General features: G+C 69.3%; 14 protein-coding genes. 6 read left to right on the forward strand and 8 right to left on the reverse strand.

Annotated features, from left to right (window positions below; genetic code table 11):
• Window positions 1-44: 44 nt before the first annotated feature.
• The 4 genes from PKO50_RS00790 to PKO50_RS00805 are packed head-to-tail and all read right to left on the reverse strand — an operon-like array spanning window position 45 to window position 3747.
• Window positions 45-794: a type 1 glutamine amidotransferase gene (locus PKO50_RS00790; protein ID WP_275628543.1), complete on the reverse strand. Its 750-nt coding sequence runs from the start codon at window positions 792-794 to the stop codon at window positions 45-47.
• Between the two features lie 18 nt (window positions 795-812).
• Complete coding sequence (locus PKO50_RS00795) at window positions 813-1253, reverse strand: flavodoxin domain-containing protein (protein WP_275628544.1); 441 nt, start codon at window positions 1251-1253, stop codon at window positions 813-815.
• The gene (locus PKO50_RS00800) at window positions 1250-2530 is read right to left on the reverse strand and encodes an FAD-dependent oxidoreductase (protein WP_275628545.1); all 1281 of its coding nucleotides are present in this window, start codon (window positions 2528-2530) and stop codon (window positions 1250-1252) included. Before PKO50_RS00800 ends, PKO50_RS00795 begins: the two co-directional genes overlap by 4 nt.
• Window positions 2527-3747 carry a cytochrome P450 gene (locus PKO50_RS00805; RefSeq protein ID WP_275628546.1) on the reverse strand — a complete coding sequence of 407 codons (1221 nt, stop codon included), beginning with the start codon at window positions 3745-3747 and terminating at the stop codon, window positions 2527-2529. Before PKO50_RS00805 ends, PKO50_RS00800 begins: the two co-directional genes overlap by 4 nt.
• 284 nt (window positions 3748-4031) lie before the next feature.
• Here PKO50_RS00805 and PKO50_RS00810 point away from each other — a divergent pair, with 284 nt between their 5' ends.
• The gene (locus tag PKO50_RS00810; protein ID WP_089390194.1) at window positions 4032-4712 is read left to right on the forward strand and encodes a type 1 glutamine amidotransferase; all 681 of its coding nucleotides are present in this window, start codon (window positions 4032-4034) and stop codon (window positions 4710-4712) included.
• Between the two features lie 846 nt (window positions 4713-5558).
• On the opposite strand, the gene PKO50_RS00815 is transcribed toward PKO50_RS00810, so the two are convergent.
• Window positions 5559-7052 (reverse strand): aldehyde dehydrogenase, encoded by a 1494-nt coding sequence (locus PKO50_RS00815; protein WP_275628547.1) that lies wholly within the window; start codon window positions 7050-7052, stop codon window positions 5559-5561.
• Between the two features lie 231 nt (window positions 7053-7283).
• On the opposite strand from PKO50_RS00815, the gene PKO50_RS00820 reads away from it, so the two are divergent.
• Both PKO50_RS00820 and PKO50_RS00825 read left to right on the forward strand, forming a co-directional pair.
• On the forward strand, window positions 7284-7961 hold the full coding sequence (locus PKO50_RS00820) for a DUF480 domain-containing protein (protein ID WP_109936430.1): 678 nt from the start codon (window positions 7284-7286) through the stop codon (window positions 7959-7961).
• Window positions 7962-8058: 97 nt separating this feature from the next.
• A complete protein-coding gene (locus PKO50_RS00825) occupies window positions 8059-8361 on the forward strand; it encodes a hypothetical protein (protein WP_275628548.1) in 303 nt (100 codons plus the stop codon).
• 16 nt (window positions 8362-8377) lie between these two features.
• Here PKO50_RS00825 and PKO50_RS00830 read toward each other — a convergent pair whose 3' ends face one another.
• The 3 genes from PKO50_RS00830 to PKO50_RS00840 form a co-directional block, all read right to left on the reverse strand.
• Window positions 8378-9997, reverse strand: coding sequence for an NADP-dependent glyceraldehyde-3-phosphate dehydrogenase (locus tag PKO50_RS00830; protein ID WP_275628549.1), 1620 nt, complete (start codon window positions 9995-9997; stop codon window positions 8378-8380).
• Between the two features lie 312 nt (window positions 9998-10309).
• A complete protein-coding gene (locus PKO50_RS00835; protein WP_089390200.1) occupies window positions 10310-11662 on the reverse strand; it encodes a GntP family permease in 1353 nt (450 codons plus the stop codon).
• 75 nt (window positions 11663-11737) lie between these two features.
• Window positions 11738-12229 (reverse strand): gluconokinase, encoded by a 492-nt coding sequence (locus PKO50_RS00840; protein ID WP_275630570.1) that lies wholly within the window; start codon window positions 12227-12229, stop codon window positions 11738-11740.
• 233 nt (window positions 12230-12462) lie between these two features.
• On the opposite strand from PKO50_RS00840, the gene PKO50_RS00845 reads away from it, so the two are divergent.
• The 3 genes from PKO50_RS00845 (at window position 12463) to PKO50_RS00855 (ending at window position 18019) form a co-directional block, all read left to right on the forward strand.
• Complete coding sequence (locus PKO50_RS00845; RefSeq protein ID WP_109933520.1) at window positions 12463-13497, forward strand: LacI family DNA-binding transcriptional regulator; 1035 nt, start codon at window positions 12463-12465, stop codon at window positions 13495-13497.
• A gap of 248 nt (window positions 13498-13745) precedes the next feature.
• Window positions 13746-16403, forward strand: a complete 2658-nt coding sequence (locus PKO50_RS00850) for an EAL domain-containing protein (protein WP_275628550.1) — start codon at window positions 13746-13748, stop codon at window positions 16401-16403.
• A gap of 284 nt (window positions 16404-16687) precedes the next feature.
• A complete protein-coding gene (locus PKO50_RS00855) occupies window positions 16688-18019 on the forward strand; it encodes an OprD family porin (RefSeq protein ID WP_109933522.1) in 1332 nt (443 codons plus the stop codon).
• The last annotated feature ends 403 nt before the right edge of the window (window positions 18020-18422 follow it).

The following is an 18422-nucleotide window of genomic DNA, read 5'->3' on the forward strand; positions in this document are numbered from 1 at the left end:
CGATGGCGGATGAATTTAAATTTGTAAACTGTGTTTATATGTTTTTAAGCGAAGAACGCGACCTCTCTGCCAGGTTCCGGGCTAGGGGATGAACGGGAACAGACCGCTCGGGTGTGTTCGCGGAAGAAGGCGGCGGCCCAGCGGGCGACCTGCCGGTTGTCCGGGGTCAGCCGCTGCAGCGATTCCCAGGCCCGGGCGGTGACGTCCGCCGGCAGCAGGCCATTGCCGTAGCGGTCGAGCAGGGCGGCCAGGTAGTCCACGGTGAACTCCGGGTGGAACTGCACCGAGCGCGCCGGGAAGGCGTATTCCAGCACCCCGTGCGGGCAATGGGCGGAGCCGCCGGCCACGCGCGCCTGTGGCGGCAGGCTGCTGACCTGGTCCTGGTGGAACACCAGGGTGGCGGCATCCTCCAGGCCTTCGGCGGCATAGCGGTAGGCCTGGGCGCCGACGCCCCAGCCGACCTCGGCGCGGGTGGTGCGGCCCTCGTAGGCGTCGGCCATGATCTGGTGCCCGAAGCAGATGCCGAACACCGGCCGGCGCAGGCTGCGCAGGCGCCGTAGCAGGGCCACCAGCTGCAGCATCCAGGGGCTGTGTTCGTAGCAGCTGTGGCGCGAGCCGGTCAGCAGGTAGCCGTCGAAGGCCGTGGCCTCGGGCAGGGCCTCGCCGCGCACCGCCGAGACATAGGTGAAGTCCGCTTCGGGCAGCGCCGGGGCCAGCCAGCTTTCGATCATCGCCGGGTAGCTGCCGAAGCTGTCCTGCAGTTCCTCGGGACCAGGCCGTTCTCGATGATGCACAGGCGCATGGCGTTCTCCTCAGATCTGCCCGAGCAGGGTCTTGGCCCAGGCCAGGGCGGCGTCGCCGGGCAGCTCGCCGCTGGAGGCGTCGTGCTGGCCGTGCTCGCCCACCGCCGTGGCGCCCAGCTCCACCAGGGTGTCGGCGATGATCCGGCTGCCGCGGTTGAAGGTCTCGTAGAAGCTGTCGCCCAGGCCGAAGGTGGCGAAGCGCAGGCCCGCCAGGTCCGGGCGCCTGCTCTGCAGCGCGGCGTGGAAGGGCTGGGCGCTGTTGGGCAGCTCGCCGTCGCCATAGGTGGAGCAGACGATGATGTGGAAGTCGCCGGCATCCAGCTCGGCCGGGTCGAAGGCGGCCATGTCGCGGACCTGGGTGGTGTAGTCGGCGCCCAGGGCGTCGGCGAGGTCGTCGGCGACCATCTCGGCGTTGCCGGTCTCGGTGCCGAAGAGGATGAGGATGTTCATGCGGGGTTCTCCTGGGGGCTGCGGGCGATGGCGAGCATGCCGGCGCGGTCGGTGATCTTGCGGCGCACGCGGCCGTCGGCGGCGGCCCGGGTCTCGGCGTGGTCGATGCGCTGCCACTGGGCGTAGCCGACGCCGCGTTCGCGCAGCCCGGCGGGCAGGGCGGCGAGGCCGGGGCGGCCGCTGCGCGGTGCGGCCTGCTGGTCGGCGAACATGGCTTCGGCGACGAGGCGGGCGTCCTGGCGGTTCTCCGGGATGGTCCCGCGCGGGCCGCGGCGCAGCCAGCCGACGCAGTAGAGACCTTCGTCCAGGCGGCCGCGCTCGAGGTCGGCGCTGGCGCCCAGCAGGGCATCGCGGTGCAGCAGGCCATCGGCCGCTTCCTCGAAGCCGATGGCGCTGACCAGGCTGTCCACTTCCAGGCGCAGCTCGCGGCCATCGGCGTGGCGCAGCTGCAGGGCCTCGATGCGCCCGCTGCCGTCGATGGCGCGGGGCGTCCAGCCGAAGCGGAACACCAGTTCGCGGCCCGTTGCCGGCTGCGCCTGCGCGGCCAGCGCGCGCAGCACGTCCAGGCGCGCCTGCCCGGCGGCGTCGGCACTCGGACAGGGCTCCGGCGGCAGGTCCTCGATGCGGATGCGCACCCCGGCCAGCTTGCCCAGTTCGCGCAGCATCACCGGGTCGAAGCGGGCCTGGTCGGCCGGCGAGCGGCCGACGATGTCGATGCGTTCCGCGCCTTCGGCCAGCAGCGCCTGCAGCGGTGCCTCGGCGATGTCGGAGCCGGCGAAGTCCTCGGCCGACTTGGCCAGCAGGCGCAGCACGTCGATGGCCACGTTGCCGTTGCCGACGATGGCCACGCGGCGGCCGAACGCCGGGGCGAAGCCCTGTTCGTCCGGATGGCCGTTGAACAGGCGGGTGACGCGGCCGGAGCCGTAGACGCCAGCCAGCCCGTCGCCGGGAATGCCCAGGCGGCGGTCGCCGTACAGGCCGGTGGCGAGCACCACCAGGTCGAAGGCTTCGCGCAGTTGCTCCAGCGACAGGTCGCGGCCCACTTCCAGGTTGCCGAGGAAGGCCACGCCCTCGCGCTCGAACAGCCGCTCGAACTGCCGGCACACCGCCTTGGTGCCCTGGTGGTCCGGCGCCACGCCGTAGCGCACCAGGCCGAAGGGCGCGGGCAGGCGCTCGACCAGCACGATCTGCGCGTCCGCCCAGTGCTTGCGCAGGGCCTGGGCCAGGTAGCAGGCCGAGGGCCCGCTGCCGACGATGGCGACGCTGGGCGCGTTCATTCGCCGCGCACCGCGTCGAAGCGGATCGGCAGACGGGTGGCGCCGGTGTTGCCGCTGTCCGGCAGCCATTCGGCCTCGCCGTTGGGCGCCGGGTTCCTCAGGTGCTGGGCAAGCAGGGCCAGGGCCGCGGTCATGTCGCCGCGGGCGATGAAGTGGCCGATGCAGTGGTGCGCGCCGGCGCCGAAGCCGAAGTGCGGCAGGCGCTTGGCGGTGATGTCGAAGCTGGCGTCCTCGAAGGCGTGCGGGTCGCTGCCGGCGGACTGGCTGAACAGGTGCACGGTGGTGCCCTTGGCGATGTGCAGGCCCTGGTACTCGAAGTCCTCCAGCGCCTCGCGGGTGACCCAGGTGACGGTCGGGCGCACGCGCATCACTTCTTCCACGGCGGCGCGGGCCAGCTCGGGGTCGTTGCCCAGCAGCTCCCATTGCGCGGGGTGCTGCAGGAAGGTGTCCATGGCCAGGCTGAGCTGGTTGCGGGTGGTGTCGATGCCGCCGAAGATCGCCAGGACGATCATGTCGTACAGCTCCTGGTCGCTGAGGGCGTTCTTGTCCTCTTCGTTGGCGCGCACCAGGCTGCTGAGGAAGTCCTCGCCCAGGCCGTTGCGCTTGAGCGCCTCCACCGCCTGGCGGGCATAGCCGAAGAGCTTGTCGGTGGCGGCGTTGATGCGCGCTTCGTCGCGCTTGAAGGTCACGCCCAGGGCCAGGCCCATCTCCACCGCCAGCTCGGCCAGGCCCTTCCATTCGCTGATCGGCAGGCCGAGCAACAGGCAGATCACCTGGGTGGCGTAGGGTTCGGCGAACTCGCTGACGAACTCGCACTCGCCGCGCCCTTCGAACCGGGCGATCAGGTCGCCGGCCAGGCGCTGGAAGTCCGGCATCATCTGCTTCACCAGCTTGGGCGCGAAGGCCGGGTTGGCCAGGCGGCGCAGGCGCGAATGGTCGGCGCCTTCCTTGCTCAGCAGCATGCGCATCCACCAGTCGGCGAAGCTGCCGGTGGCGTTGTTGTGCGCGGGCCAGGCGTAGCTGCCCTGGCGCAGGCGCTGGTCGCGCAGCAGCTTGTTCACCTCGTCGTAGCGCAGCACGGCGATGCCGTAGGGCGTGCGGGCGAACCAGCTCTTCTCGCGGGCCTCCATCACCGCCCGGGAGCGAATGGAAAAGGCCGGGTCGCTGACATCCAGGTAGGGCGCGTCATCGAGGCGGGTAGGGGCGCTGGTGGTCATTCGGACACCTCCGTTCTGGCGCTTGCCGCCAGTGGGCGGTGCGCTGTTGTTGTGATGGGCGATGCCGGGCGGCGCCGCCATCCGCCGTCGGTGGGCGGCGGGGGATGGATTTGAATTTAAAATATGGTTTCATAGTTTTCAACAGGCTTTTTTCGCCTTTCCGTTGTCTTTTGAGTGGGCCTTGGCTGCTCGCGAAAGCGAGAGTCCAGGTTTCATGCGGGTTTCAGCGCTGCGGATGGGTAAAATAAAAAATCTGTTTTGGAATCTTTTAAGGAGGAAACACCATGAAACCATCCCGTGCCATCGCCGTGCTGCACGACGCCGCAGACGTCGCCGGCTGCCTGCCGGAGCTGTTCGCCGAGCAGGGCATCGACCTGGAGCTGCGCTGCGTGGAGGACTTCCTGCCACCGCCGGACAGCCTGGAGCTGCTGCTGGTGCTGGGCAGCCCCGAGTCGGCCTACGACCATCGCGTGCCCTGGCTGGGCGGCGAGCTGGCCTGGCTGAAGGCCGTGCAGGCCCATGGCGTGCCGACCCTGGGCATCTGCTTCGGCAGCCAGCTGCTGGCCCGCGCCCTGGGCGGCGAGGTGTACCGCAACCGCCAGGCCGAGATCGGCTGGACGCCCATCGAGACCGCGCCGGCGGACCAGGCCCTGCGCGGCCCCTGGCTGAACTTCCATTTCGACGCCTTCACCCCGCCGCCGGGCGCCACCCTGGTGGGCAGCACCGAGCTGGCGGCCCAGGCCTACCGCCACGGCCGCAGCCTGGGCGTGCAGTTCCACCCGGAGATCGACACGGCGATGTTCGACACCTGGATCGCCTACTGGCGGCGCAGCGAGGAAGGCCGGCGCTTCATGGCCGAGGCAGGCGACCTGCCGGAGCGGATCCGCGCGGAGATCGCCGAGCGGGAGGGGGTGAACAAGGCGAATTGCCGGGCGTTGCTGGGGGACTTTCTTGGGCGGTTGTGAGTGGGGGCTCGTTGCTTGTCGTAGGAGCGAGCTTGCTCGCGAAGGGCGTCATGCCGGCGGCTGCGGTGTATGGGGCCGGCCCCGCTCCCCCTCCCTAGCCCTCCCCCGCAAGCGGGAGAGGGGACCGTTCGGTGTGATGCGGAACCACGAAGCTCCCGGGCTCCCCGTAGGGCACATAACGCCTACGGCGTTATCCGCCGAATCGCGGACAAAGTCCGCGCCTACGGTTCCAGGAAGCACGGACGTAGGAGCGGACTCCGTCCGCGATTGGTCTCACCGCCCACGCCGGACACCCCGGTAGCACGGCCAACGGCGGATAACCGCGAACGGTTATTCGCCCTACGGACTTGCCGGCTGACTCTGCGTTATCTGCTTGCTCGGGACAGCCCCCTCTCCCTTCAGGGCGGGCCACGTAGGCGAGGGCTGGGGAGAGGGGACGGACTTCGCTCTGGCACCTCTGCCAAACCTTGACTCCGCTCCCCCTTCCTAACCCTCCCCCGCAAGCGGGAGAGGGGGCTGTTGGGCAGAACGGGTGGTTGTGGAGTCAGCCGGGCGTCCTGTTCGCGAGCAAGCTCGCTCCTACGAGAGCGGGAGCGGGAGCGGGCAGGATGACTGCTTGGCCTCGCTTCACGCCGAACGGCCCCCTCTCCCTTCAGGGAGAGGGCTGGGGAGAGGGTGACGGACTCCGACGACACTCCGGAGCATGGCTTGACTCCTCTCCCCTCCCTAGCCCTCCCCCGCAAGCGGGAGAGGGGGCCGTTGGGCAGAACGGGTGGTTGTGGAGTCAGCCGGGCGTCCTGTTCGCGAGCAAGCTCGCTCCTACGAAAGACGCCGGCGCGGGGACAGTCAGAGCTTGATCCAGGTCGCCTTCAGCTCGGTGTACTTGTCGAAGGCGTGCAGCGACTTGTCGCGGCCGTTGCCCGACTGCTTGAAGCCGCCGAAGGGCGCGGTCATGTCGCCGCCGTCGTACTGGTTCACCCACACGCTGCCGGCGCGCAGGGCGCGGGCGGTCTGGTGGGCCTTGGAGATGTCGCGGGTCCACACTGCCGCGCCCAGGCCATACGGGGTGTCGTTGGCGATACGGATGGCTTCCTCGGCGCCTTCGAACTCGATCACCGAGAGCACCGGGCCGAAGATTTCCTCGCGGGCGATCTTCATGGCGTTGCTCACGCCGTCGAACAGCGTCGGCTCCACGTAGGTGCCGCCGGTTTCCTCCAGCACGCGCTGGCCGCCGGTGAGCAGGCGGGCGCCCTCGGCCTTGCCGGCCTCGATGTAGCCCAGCACCTGCTCCAGCTGGCGGCCGTCCACCAGGGCGCCGACGTTGGTCTGCGGGTCCAGCGGGTGGCCGGCCTTCCAGCCTTTCAGGGCTTGCACCACCAGGGGCACGAACTGCGCCTTGATGGATTTCTCCACCAGCAGGCGCGAGCCCGCGGTGCACACTTCGCCCTGGTTGAAGGCGATGGCCGCGGCGGCGGCTTCGGCGGCGGCCTGCAGGTCCGGGGCATCGCCGAAGACGATGTTCGGGCTCTTGCCGCCGGCCTCCAGCCACACGCGCTTCATGTTCGACTCGCCGGCGTAGACCAGCAGTTGCTTGGCGATCCTGGTCGAGCCGGTGAACACCACGGTATCCACGTCCATGTGCAGGGCCAGGGCCTTGCCCACGGTGTGGCCGTAGCCCGGCAGCACGTTGAGCACGCCCTTGGGCAGGCCGGCGTCCAGCGCCAGCTGGGCGATGCGGATGGCGGTCAGCGGCGAGCGCTCGGAGGGCTTGAGGATCACCGAGTTGCCGGTGGCCAGGGCCGGGCCGAGTTTCCAGCTGGCCATCATCAGCGGGAAGTTCCACGGCACGATGGCGGCGACCACGCCCACCGCCTCGCGGGTGACCAGGCCCAGCTGGTCGCGGGGGGTGGCGGCGACCTCGTCGTAGACCTTGTCGATGGCCTCGCCGCTCCAGCGGATGCTGTCCACCGCGCCGGGCAGGTCGACGTTCAGCGAGTCGCCGATGGGCTTGCCCATGTCCAGGGTTTCCAGCAGCGCCAGTTCCTCGGCGTGCGCTTCCAGCAGCTCGGCGAAGCGCACCAGCACGGCCTTGCGCGCGGCCGGCGCCTGCTGCGACCACACGCCGGATTCGAAGGCGGCGCGGGCGCTCTGCACGGCGCGTTCGGCGTCGGCGGCGTCGCAGCTGGCGACCTTGGCCAGCAGGCGCCCGTCCACCGGGCTCAGGCAGTCGAAGGTGGCGCCGTCGGCGGCGTCGAGGTACTGGCCGTCGATGAAGGCGCGGCCTTCGATGCGCAGTTGGCTGGCGCGGGCTTCCCAGTCGGCTCGGGTCGCTTGGGTCATGGCTTGGTTGCTCCTGCTCGTTGTTGTGGTGTGGGTGGCCGCCGGGTGGGCGAGCCGAATAATACATATGAGACCATATCTTAAGCGCTCGCCAGTGCCAATGGTCGCCTGCGACGCGCTGCCGGCCAGCTGCCTGTGGACCGGCCCGGCGTGAGGCGCGACGCCGCGGAGGGTGCCAAAGCCGCCGTGGGCGGCTAGGCTAGTGCCCTCCAAGCGATCTCTGGAAACGACATGAACGACGAAGCCACAAGCCTGCCCGAGCGCGAGCCCCTCGGCGCGGTGGACATCCGCGTGCTCGGCAGCCTGATCGAGAAGCAGCTGACCACCCCGGAAGCCTACCCGCTGACCCTCAACGCCCTGGTCACCGCCTGCAACCAGAAAACCAGCCGCGAGCCGGTGATGGACCTCAACCCCGGCCAGGTCGGCCAGGCCCTGCGCCGCCTGGAGGGCCTGGAGATGGTGCGCCTGGTGATGGGTAGCCGCGCCGACCGCTGGGAGCAGCGCCTGGACAAGGCGCTGGAACTGGTCAAGCCGCAGTGGGTGCTGCTCGGCCTGCTGTTCCTGCGCGGCCCGCAGACGCTCAACGAACTGCTCACCCGCAGCATGCGCATGCACGACTTCGACGACACCGAGGAAGTCCGCCACCAGCTGGAACGCCTGGCCGCGCGCGGTTTCGCCATGCAGCTGGAACGCCAGAGCGGCCAGCGCGAAGACCGCTACATGCACCTGCTGGGCAGCGCCGCCGACCGCGAGGCCGCCATCGCCGCCAGCAGCCGTGGCGCCTCGGCGCCGCGCGGCGAGCACAGCGTGCAGGACGAGGCGCGCATCCTCGAGCTGGAAGCCCGCGTGGCCGCCCTGGAGGAGCGCCTGGCGCGCCTGGAGCAGGACCGCGACAACGGTCTGGATTGACACGAACGGTGGCCATGGAGACGGCCGGATAAGGATTCTTTAAGAATTCGTCCGCATAGTGCCAGGACCGTTTTCATGGCTGCACAGGGGAGCTTCCATGGGGCCTAGACCTTCGCAGGCGCTGCTGGTGTCGGTGCTGTGCCAGCTGTCCGAAAGCCAGCCGCGCTCGCTCGCCGAGCTGAGCGGCCAGCGCGAGAACAACCTGCTGGCGATCCGCGAGCTGTTCCGCCAGGGGCGCATCAGCGGCGTGCTGCGCGACGATCCCTTCGGCCTTGAGGACGACCAGGGCCCGCTGCTCTGCGATGCCGAGCGCCTGCGCCTGCGCCGCCCCTATGCGCTGCAGGTGGAGGAGCTGAAGGAGCAGGCGGCGCCGCTGGTGGATGGCTTGATCCGCATCTGACGGCGCCTGCCTGGCTTCAGAAGATGTAGTCGGTGGTCAGGAAGTTCGACTCGCGGCCCTGGATGATCTCGCTGATCAGCGCCTTGTTGGCGGCATTGAAGCGCGTCGCCACCAGGGTGCGGATGGAGAAGGTGCGCAGCGCGTCGTGCACCGACAGGGTGCCCTCGGCGGAGTTCTTGCGGCCGTTGAACGGGTAGGTGTCCGGGCCGCGCTGGCACTGGGCGTTGAGGTTGATGCGGCCGACCTGGTTGGCGAAGGCGTCCACCAGCCGGCCGACCTGCTCGGGGTCGTCGCCGAACAGGCTCAGCTGCTGGCCGTAGTCGGACTGCAGCACGTAGTCGATCACTTCCTCAAGCTCGCGGTAGGGCACCACCGGCACCAGCGGGCCGAACTGCTCCTCGTGGTACAGGCGCATCTGCGCCGTCACCGGGCTGAGCAGGGCCGGGTAGAAGAAGCTCTCGCGGGACTCGCCGCCGCCGGCGTTGATCACCTTGGCGCCCTTGGCCAGGGCGTCCTGCAGCAGGCCGTCGAGGTAGTCCACCTTGCCCGGCTCGGGCAGCGGCGTCAGCGCCACGCCCGGCTCCCAGGGCATGCCCGGCCTGAGCTGGGCCAGGCGCGCGCTGAACTTGTCGAGGAAGGGTTGCAGCACGCTGTCGTGGACGAACAGGATCTTCAGCGCGGTGCAGCGCTGGCCGTTGAACGACAGGGCGCCGGTGATGGCTTCCTCCACGGTGTTGTCCAGGTCCACCTGCGGCAGCACGATGCCCGGGTTCTTCGCGTCCAGGCCCAGGGCCGCGCGCAGGCGGTGCGGGCGCGGGTGCAGGCGCTTGAGGTCGGCGGCGCCCTTGTGCGTGCCGATGAAGGCGAACACGTCCACCTTGCCGCTGGCCATCAGCGCCGAGACGGTCTCGCGGCCGCGGCCGTAGATGATGTTGATCACCCCCGGCGGGAAGCTGTCGCGGAAGGCCTCCAGCAGCGGGCGCACCAGCAGCACGCCGAACTTGGCCGGCTTGAACACCACGGTGTTGCCCATGATCAGCGCCGGGATCAGGGTGGTGAAGGTCTCGTTCAGCGGGTAGTTGTAGGGGCCCATGCACAGCGCCACGCCCAGCGGCACGCGGCGGATCTGGCCGAGGGTGCCCTGTTCCAGCTCGAAGCGGCTGGAGCGGCGGTCCAGCTCCTTGAGCGCGTCTATGGTGTCGACGATGTAGTCGCAGGTGCGGTCGAATTCCTTCTCCGAGTCCTTGAGGTTCTTGCCGATCTCCCACATCAGCAGGCGCACCACCGCCTCGCGCTGCTCGCGCATGCGCGCCAGGAAGGTCTCCACGTGCTGGATGCGCTCGGCCACCCGCAGGTTGGGCCACAGGCCCTGGCCGTTGTCGTAGGCGGCCACCGCGGCGTCGAGGGCGCCCAGCGCGGCCTCGGCGTCCAGCAGCGGGGTGCTGCCGAGGATCACCTGCCGTTCGCCTTCGGCGGTCTTCAGGAAGATCGGACTGCGCACCGGCGCCAGCGGGCCGTCCCAGCGGCGCAGCTCGCCGTTCACCAGGTAGTCGCGCTGCTCCACCGGCGCGTCGGGGCGCCAGGTCTCGGGGATGTCGTCGATGGCGGGGAACAGGGTGTCGAGGTTGTGGCTCATGGTTCCTCCCTCAGGGTGGGGCGCCCGGTGGTCAAGGGCCGGGCGCCCGAAGTGGGGTTCCAGTCTGTCGCGCTGAAAGGTGAATCGTTTCAGCTTGCACATGTCGGCAGGCCCGGTAAAGGGCTTTTCAGCGGGCGGGGACGTTCGGTCGCAGCGGCGCCAGGGCGCGCCGAGCAGCTCCTGCTGCTCGGCGTAGCGCTCGCGCACGTCGAAGTCGCGCGGCCAGTCGCGCGGTTCGGCGGGGCGGGGGTTGGGCTGGGGTTGCGTGGCGGACATCGGCGGTACTCCTTTCACGGGGGAAGCCGGTGGTCCTCAGACCACCAGCGAAAGCAGCAGGATGAACACCAGGCCGACCACGGAGAGGATGGTCTCCATGGCCGTCCAGGTCTTGAAGGTCTCGGCGACGCTCATGTTGAAGTACTGCTTGACCAGCCAGAACCCGGCGTCGTTGACGTGGGAGAGGATCAGCGAGCCGGCGCCGGTGGCCAGCACCAGCAGCTCGCGGTTCACCCCGGGGATCATCCCCACCACCGGCACCACGATGCCGGCGCCGGTGATGGTGGCGACCGTGGCCGAGCCGGTGGCGATACGGATCACCGCGGCCACCAGCCAGGCCAGCAGGATCGGCGAGATCTGCGCTTGCACGGCCAGGTGGCCGATCACGTCGCCCACGCCGCTGGCCACCAGCATCTGCTTGAAGCCGCCGCCGGCGCCGATGATCATCACGATGGCCGCGGTGGGCGCCAGGCTCTGGTCGAGCAGCTTGAGGATCTTCTGCGAGCCGAAGCCGCGGGCGTAGCCGAAGGTGTACAGGGCCAGCAGCAGCGCCAGGAGCAGGGCGGTGATGGGGTGGCCGATCATGTCCATCCAGGCGCGGAAGGCGTGGCCGTCGGGCAGCAGCACGTCGGCGAAGGTCTTCAGCAGCATCAGGAACACCGGCAGCAGCACGGTCAGCAGGGTGATGCCGAAGCTGGGCAGGTTGCCGGTCTCCGGCTCGTGGGCGATCTGCGCCACCAGCTCCTCGGAGGGGCTGCCGGGGATCACCCGGGCGATCCAGGCGCCGAACAGCGGGCCGGCGATGGCCGCGGTGGGCAGGGCGACGATCAGGCCGTAGAGGATGGTCTTGCCGATGTCGGCGCCGAACACGCCGATGGCCAGCAGCGGGCCCGGGTGCGGCGGCACCAGGCCGTGCACGGCGGACAGGCCGGCCAACAGCGGGATGCCGATCTTGATCAGCGACACGCCGCTGCGCCGGGCGACGATGAACACCAGCGGGATCAGCAGGATGAAGCCGATCTCGAAGAACAGCGGAATGCCCACCAGGAAGGCCGCCAGCATCATCGCCCAGTGCACCCGGCGCTCGCCGAAGGCGTCGATCAGGGTGCGGGCGATCTGATCGGCGCCGCCGGACTCGGCCATCATCTTGCCGAGCATGGTGCCCAGGGCGAGGATGATGCCGACGAAGCCGAGCACCCCGCCGAAGCCGTCCTGGAAGGCCTTGACGATCTGCGCCACGGGCATGCCCGAGGTCAGGCCGAGGAAGCCGGCGGCGATGATCAGGGCGAGGAAGGGGTGGATCTTGAAGCGGGTGATCAGCAGGATCAGGCCGATGATGGTGACCAGCGCATCCAGCAGCAGGTAGGTGTCGTGGGACAGACCGAACATGGCGGGGCTCCCTTGTCGTTGTTTTTACGGGCGTTTTGGGATAGCGCTGTCTTAAGCGCGCGGCAAAGAACTTGCTCAGGCCGGCTCGTGGGCGCGCCACCAGGCCAGGGCCTGTTCGACGATGCGTTCCACCGGCAGGGTGGCATCCACGGCGAGGGTCAGGGGTTCGTCGTGGGGCGGCTCCAGGGCGGCGAACTGGCTGTCCACCAGGGTCGCCGGCATGAAGTGCCCGGGGCGCTCGGCGACGCGGCGTGCGGCTTCGTCGCGGGGCAGTTCGAGGAACACCACGCCCAGGCCCGGCACGGCCTGGCGCAGGCGTTCGCGGTAGGCGAGCTTGAGCGCCGAGCAGGTCAGCACCGGGCGCTGGCCGGCGGCCACGGCCTGGCTCAGCAGCTCGGCCAGGGTGGCCAGCCAGCCGGCGCGGTCGTCGTCGGTCAGGGGGATGCCGGCGCTCATCTTGCGGATGTTCTCGGCCGGGTGGAAGGTGTCGCCCTCGATCTCGTGGGCGCCGCTGGCGCGGCACAGCGCCTGGCTGACGCTGGTCTTCCCGCAGCCGGAGACACCCATGACGAGCAGGGCGTGGATGGGGGGAGCATATCGCACCTCGGTGGGGAGACAGCGCTGTCTTTGTAAGTCGAAGCCAAAAGCATGGGGCCGCCTCCGCTTTCTTGTCATTCTAGTGCTTGCGCATGGTGTCCGCGGTTTTTCCGCCGTAGCGCGATCCGGGGCTTTCAGGCAATTGCCGGGCTCGCGAGACAGCGCTACCTTAGTGCCTCGATTTTCGTTTGGCAAGCCAGCCGATGCCCTCCCCGAAGAAGAACGACAAGCACTCCCGCGCCAGCGGCCGCCCCACCCTGAACGAAGTGGCGCAGCGCGCCGGCGTCAGCCCCATCACCGCCTCCCGCGCCCTGCGCGGCGTCAGCAGCGTCGCCGAGGCGCTGGTGCTGAAGGTGCGCGAGGCCGCCGCCGAGCTGGGCTACGTGGCCAACCCCGCGGCGCGGGCGCTGGCCTCGGCGCAGAGCCACAGCGTGGTGGTGCTGGTGCCGTCGCTGTCCAACCAGCTGTTCGTCGACACCCTCGAAGCCATCCACGGCGTGCTGCGGCCCCAGGGCCTGGAGGTGCTGATCGGCAACTTCCACTACTCGCGCGACGAGGAGGAAGACCTGATCCGCAACTACCTGGCCTACCAGCCGCGCGGCCTGCTGCTCACCGGCTTCGAGCGCACCGAGAGCGCCCGACGGATGGTCGAGGCCAGCGGCGTGCCCTGCGTCTACATGATGGACCTGGACCACAGCCCCGGCCTGCACTGCGTGGGCTTCTCGCAGATCGCCGCCGGCATGGCCGCCGCCGAGCACCTGCTGGCCGGCGGCCGCAAGCGCCTGGCCTATGTCGGCGCGCAGCTGGACCAGCGCACCCTGCTGCGTGGCGAGGGCTTCCGCCGCGCCCTGCAGAAGGCCGGTTGCTACGACCCGGCGCTGGAGCTGCTGACCCCGCGGCCATCCTCGGTGGGCCTGGGCGGCGAGCTGTTCCGCCAGCTGCTGGCCGCGCAGCCGGACGTCGAGGGCATCTTCTTCGGCAACGACGACCTGGCCCAGGGCGCCCTGCTGGAGGCGCTGCGCCAGGGCATCGAAGTGCCGGAGCAGATCGCCGTGGTCGGCTTCAACGACCTGCCCAGCTCGGCCTACATGGTGCCGCGCCTGTCCAGCATCCGCACCCCGCGCGAGGCCATCGGCCGGCGTGCCGCCGAGACGCTGCTGGCGCTGATCGCCGGGCGGCCGATCGCCGAGCCGGTGCAGGACCTGGGCTTCGAGCTGATGGTGCGCGAGAGCAGCTGACGAGGGTATTTCTGCCGATCTCGCGGTGTCCGCGGCCGCCGCGCTTCGTTTTCCGGGCCCGGCGGTCGCCTTGCTCCGTGGCTGGCCGGGCGCATCGCAGAGCGCCTCGCCCATCGTTCGACGGCCGGTACTGGGGAATACCGCCGGTCTGCCGATAAGCATCGGGTACCCGGCCGATGGTTGATTGGGTGGTGGCTAAATGCCATAACCGGGTTCGATACTCCCGCTGCAGTCACAGACGGATCTACATGACCAGCAACTTCGATGTCTTCACCCATGCCCGGGGAGGCTCGCGCCGACAGCGCATCGGCGTGCTCTTCTATGCCGGCGTGCTGCTGGTGCTCACCCTGCTGGTCGGGCTGAGCGGCTGGAGCGTGTACCGCGACTACCGCAGCAGCACCGACCAGGTGCGGCAGAACCTGTCCGCCCTGGCCCGCTCCCTGGAGGGCTACATCAGCGCGCTGCTGCTGCAGAGCTACGGCAGCATCTACGCGGTGTCGGAGGACCTGCAGAGCCTGGCCGAGGTCGCCGATGCCCGGCAGGTGCGCGACAAGCTGGCGCAGGCGATGCGCTACGACCCGGTGTCGACCTACCTGTTCGTCCTGCGCGACGGCCACCTCTACGCCGTGGACGGCCACGGCCAGCCGGCCGAGGAACACCTGCGCCCGCTGCTCGCCCTGGGCGACCTGCCGGCCAGCGAGCGCCCGGCCTTCGGCCACACGCTGCGCGGCCCCAATGGCGGCTTCCTGTTGCCGATGTACGTCGGCCAGCGCGGCGCCGACGGCCGTACCCAGCGCGTCGGCGCGCTGATCGACACCGCCCGCGTCGGCGACCTGCTGCGCCGCCTGGGGCTGGCCGAGCAGATGAACGCCGGCATGATCGACAACTTCGGCACCGTGCTCTACCGCACCCCCGACGCCCTGAACATGATCGGCCGGCGCCTGCCGGAGTGGTCGCCGCTGTTCCCGCGCCTGGGCCGCCCGGACTTCGCCCTGGTCGAGGGCCTGGGCATCACCGGCGAGCCGTCGCTGTTCGCCGACGCGCCCTCGGCGAGCTTCCCGATCCACGCCGTGGTCGGCCAGGCCTCGGCCAGCTACCTGCTGCCCTGGCTCAAGCGCGCCGGCTTCAGTGCGGTACTGCTGGCCATCTGCGCCCTGGCCCTGGGCCTGTCGGCCTGGCAGCTGCGCCGGCTGATCGGCGAGATCAGCCAGAACGGACGCTTCTATCGCCAGTTGTTCACCAACATCAACGACGGCGTGCTGCTGATCGGCGTGGACGGTCGGGTGCGCGCCGCCAACGAGTGCGCCGCGCGCATGTTCGGCGTCGACACGCCGGACCGCCTGGTCGGCCTGCTGCCCTCGGAACTGTCGCCGGAGCGCCAGCCGGACGGGCGCCTGTCGCTGGTCGCCAGCCGCGCCAACCTCGAGGGCCTGCTCAGCGGCGAGCTGCACGAGGTGGACAGCGAGTGGCAGTTCCTGCGCCGCGACACCTACCTGCCGTTCGACTGCGAGGCGCACGCCACGCGCTTCAGCTGGCAGCAGAACACCCTGTTGCTGCTGGTGCTGCACGACATCACCGAACGCAAGCGCTACCTCGCCGAGCAGGAGTACCTGGCCAACCACGACTCGCTCACCGGCCTGCCCAACCGCTACTGGCTCGGCCGCCACATCGAGCAGCGCATCGCCCGCGGCGACGGGCGCTTCGGCATCCTGCTGCTGGACATGAACCGCTTCAAGGAGGTCAACGACACCCTCGGCCACCAGCACGGCGACAGCGTCCTGCAGCAGGTCGGCGCGCGCCTGGGCGCCTGGCTGCGGACCCAGGAGGCGGAGATCGCCCGCCTGGGCGGCGACGAGATGGCGGTGGTCAGCTGCGCCCTGGACGACGAGGGCGGCGTGCCGGGGTTGTGCCAGGGCATCGCGCGCATCCTGCGCCAGCCGCTGTCCGCCGGCGGCATCCAGCTGGAGCTGTCGGCCAGCATCGGCGTGGCCCTCTACCCCGACCACGGCGACACCCCCGGCGACCTGCTGCGCTGCGCCGACATCGCCATGTACCAGGCCAAGCACGGCCGCCGCGACTTCCTCCTGTACCAGCGCTGCGACGACACCTACACCCCCGAGCGCCTGGCCCTGCACACCTGGCTGGGGCGGGCGATCCGCGAGGGCGGGCTGCAGCTGCACTACCAGCCCAAGGTGCGCCTGGCCGACGGCCAGGTGGTCGGCTTCGAGGCCCTGCTGCGCTGGCAGCACCCCGAGCGCGGCATGATCCCGCCCGGCGAATTCATCCCCATGGCCGAGTCCACCGAGCTGATCCACCCGCTCACCCGCTGGGTGCTGGACGAGGCCCTGCGCCAGCTGCGGGCCTGGAGCGAGCACGGCCTGGAAACCTGCATGGCGGTGAACATCAGCGCCAACAACCTGCGCAACCCGCACTTCGTCAGCGAGCTGCAGGGCCTGCTGGCGCGCCACGGCATCGCCGGCTCCATGGTCGAGCTGGAAGTCACCGAAGGCACCCTGCTGGAAGACCCGGAGCTGGCCCTGCGCAGCCTGCAGGCGATCCGCGACCTGGGGGTGACGCTGTCGATCGACGACTTCGGCACCGGCTACTCGTCCCTGGCCTACCTCAAGCGCCTGCCGGTGCAGGTGCTGAAGATCGACCGCACCTTCGTCTCCGGCATGGCCGACAACTTCTCCGACGCCATGATCGTGCAGTCGACCATCGCCCTGGGCCACAACTTCGGCATGCAGGTGGTGGCCGAGGGCGTCGAGGACGCTGCCACGGCCGCCGCCCTGGCGCGGCTGGGCTGCGACATCGCCCAGGGCTACCACTTCGGCCGCCCGATGGGCGCCGCCCAGGTGATGGACTGGCGCCTGCGGCGGCAACTGGAAGTCTTCGGCCTGGGTTGAGACCGGTCCTCGGTCCTTGCCTCGATGCAGTAGTGCGCTACCACTATTACATTTTTGTTAAAAGACCTTTGCCTATATCCGGATTCAAATAGCCCTTCGATCCGGCATCATGTCCCCACTCCGCCAGGGGAATAGAGCGGGGTGCGGAAGTACTTCCACTACAGAAACATACATTCGCTCGGCCATGACTGTTACGCATGGCTGAACATTTGTTCCTGCCTACAAGAAAAGCTGGCCATCACGCTTACCACTGGCCGGCACTCCAAGACTCAAGGGGCAACTCCATGAAGCACCTCAAACGCAGCATGCTCGTGCTCGCCGTTTCCACCGCCGCCATGCAACTGGCCCATGCCGAACCCTTCGTCAGCGACCAGGCCGACGCCAAGGGCTTCCTCGAGGACAGCCACCTCGACCTGCTGTTGCGCAACTTCTACTACGACCATGACGGCAAGAACGGCTACAGCGACCAGCGCGACTGGACCCAGGGCATCTTCGCCACCTACAGCTCCGGCTACACCCAGGGCACCGTCGGCTTCGGCGTCGACGCCTATGGCTACCTGGGCATCAAGCTCGACGGTGGCTCCGGCACCGCCGGCACCGGCAACCTGCCGGTGGACCGCCACGGCAACCCGGAGGACGACTACGGCAAGGCCGGCGGCGCGCTGAAGGTGCGCGTTTCCAAAACCGAGCTGAAATTCGGCGACATGCAGCCCACCGCCCCGGTCTTCGCCGCCGGCGGCACCCGCCTGATGCCGCAGACCGCCAAGGGCTTCGCGCTGATGAGCAGCGAGCTGCAGGGCCTGGACCTGGAAGCCGGCCACTACACCGCCGCCACCGGCCCGGTGACCACCAGCCACACCGGCGGCATCTGGGCCACCTACGCCAACGTCGAGGCCGACAGCGCCGACTTCGTCGGCGGCCGCTACGCCATCACCCCGGACCTGAGCGTGTCGCTCTACGCCGCCGAGCTGGAAGACATCTGGCGCCAGTACTACGGCAACGCCAACTACACCCTGGCGCTGGGCGGCGACCAGTCGCTGGGCTTCGACTTCAACATCTACCGCACCAACGACTACGGCCAGGCCAAGGCCGGCCGCATCGACAACACCGCCTGGTCGTTCGCCACCGCCTACTCCTTCCTGCAGGCGCACACCCTGACCCTGGCCTTCCAGAAGGTGCAGGGCGACACCCCGTTCGACTACGTGGGCTTCGGCGACAACGGCGCAGGCGGCGCCGGCGACTCCATCTTCCTGGCCAACTCGGTGCAGTACTCCGACTTCAACGGCCCGGGCGAGCGCAGCTGGCAGGCGCGCTACGACCTGGCGATGGATACCTACGGCGTACCCGGCCTGAGCTTCATGGCCCGCTACATCAACGGCACCAACATCGACGGCGAGCACATGGCCAGCGACAGCCCGTACCGCGACTACGGCTACGGCAGCGACGGCAGCCACCACGAGACCGACGTGGAAGCCAAGTACGTGGTCCAGTCCGGCCCGGCCAAGGACCTGTCCTTGCGCCTGCGCCAGGCCTTCCACCGCGGCAACGCCGACCAGGCCGAGGCCGACAACAACGAACTGCGGCTGATCGTCGACTACCCGCTGTCGATCCTCTGACGCGCCCGGTCTTCGGGAGGTTGCGCGAGCAATCGCAGCAGCTTCCCGAAAGTTCCCCGCAGATTGTTACGTATTCGCAGAAGGTGTTTCCCCTCCCAGGGAATTTATCCGACACCGCCCTGTCCGTTAACGTAGCGGACATCCGATTCGGCAGCCGCCCGGCGGCTCTCCCGGATCCTGCTCCTGACGTTGATTTAAATCGTGATTGCTCAATTCAACGTCCTTCCAGCCGCTCCGCCAGGAGCGGTTTTTTTTGCCCGAGAAGAACACCGTCCCGCTCCTGCACCACGTCATCCCCGTAGGGCGGACACCGGCATCCCGGCCGACGGCGGATAACCGCGAACGGTTATTCGCCCTACGCCACCCCGGACACGCATCTCCTGCGGGCTTGGCCCCCTTACAT

It is taken from the genome of Pseudomonas sp. 273, assembly GCF_029201425.1.
In the GTDB taxonomy this organism is placed as follows: Bacteria; Pseudomonadota; Gammaproteobacteria; order Pseudomonadales; family Pseudomonadaceae; genus Pseudomonas; species Pseudomonas delhiensis.

Coding starts and splice junctions, on each gene's coding strand:
- PKO50_RS00845 (WP_109933520.1), top strand. CDS start 12,463: ATGCCCTCCCCGAAGAAGAACGACAAGCACTCCCGCGCCAGCGGCCGC.
- PKO50_RS00855 (WP_109933522.1), top strand. CDS start 16,688: ATGAAGCACCTCAAACGCAGCATGCTCGTGCTCGCCGTTTCCACCGCC.
- PKO50_RS00820 (WP_109936430.1), top strand. CDS start 7,284: ATGAACGACGAAGCCACAAGCCTGCCCGAGCGCGAGCCCCTCGGCGCG.
- PKO50_RS00800 (WP_275628545.1), bottom strand. CDS start 2,530: ATGAACGCGCCCAGCGTCGCCATCGTCGGCAGCGGGCCCTCGGCCTGC.
- PKO50_RS00825 (WP_275628548.1), top strand. CDS start 8,059: ATGGGGCCTAGACCTTCGCAGGCGCTGCTGGTGTCGGTGCTGTGCCAG.
- PKO50_RS00840 (WP_275630570.1), bottom strand. CDS start 12,229: ATGGGTGTCTCCGGCTGCGGGAAGACCAGCGTCAGCCAGGCGCTGTGC.
- PKO50_RS00835 (WP_089390200.1), bottom strand. CDS start 11,662: ATGTTCGGTCTGTCCCACGACACCTACCTGCTGCTGGATGCGCTGGTC.
- PKO50_RS00815 (WP_275628547.1), bottom strand. CDS start 7,052: ATGACCCAAGCGACCCGAGCCGACTGGGAAGCCCGCGCCAGCCAACTG.
- PKO50_RS00830 (WP_275628549.1), bottom strand. CDS start 9,997: ATGAGCCACAACCTCGACACCCTGTTCCCCGCCATCGACGACATCCCC.
- PKO50_RS00850 (WP_275628550.1), top strand. CDS start 13,746: ATGACCAGCAACTTCGATGTCTTCACCCATGCCCGGGGAGGCTCGCGC.
- PKO50_RS00795 (WP_275628544.1), bottom strand. CDS start 1,253: ATGAACATCCTCATCCTCTTCGGCACCGAGACCGGCAACGCCGAGATG.
- PKO50_RS00805 (WP_275628546.1), bottom strand. CDS start 3,747: ATGACCACCAGCGCCCCTACCCGCCTCGATGACGCGCCCTACCTGGAT.
- PKO50_RS00810 (WP_089390194.1), top strand. CDS start 4,032: ATGAAACCATCCCGTGCCATCGCCGTGCTGCACGACGCCGCAGACGTC.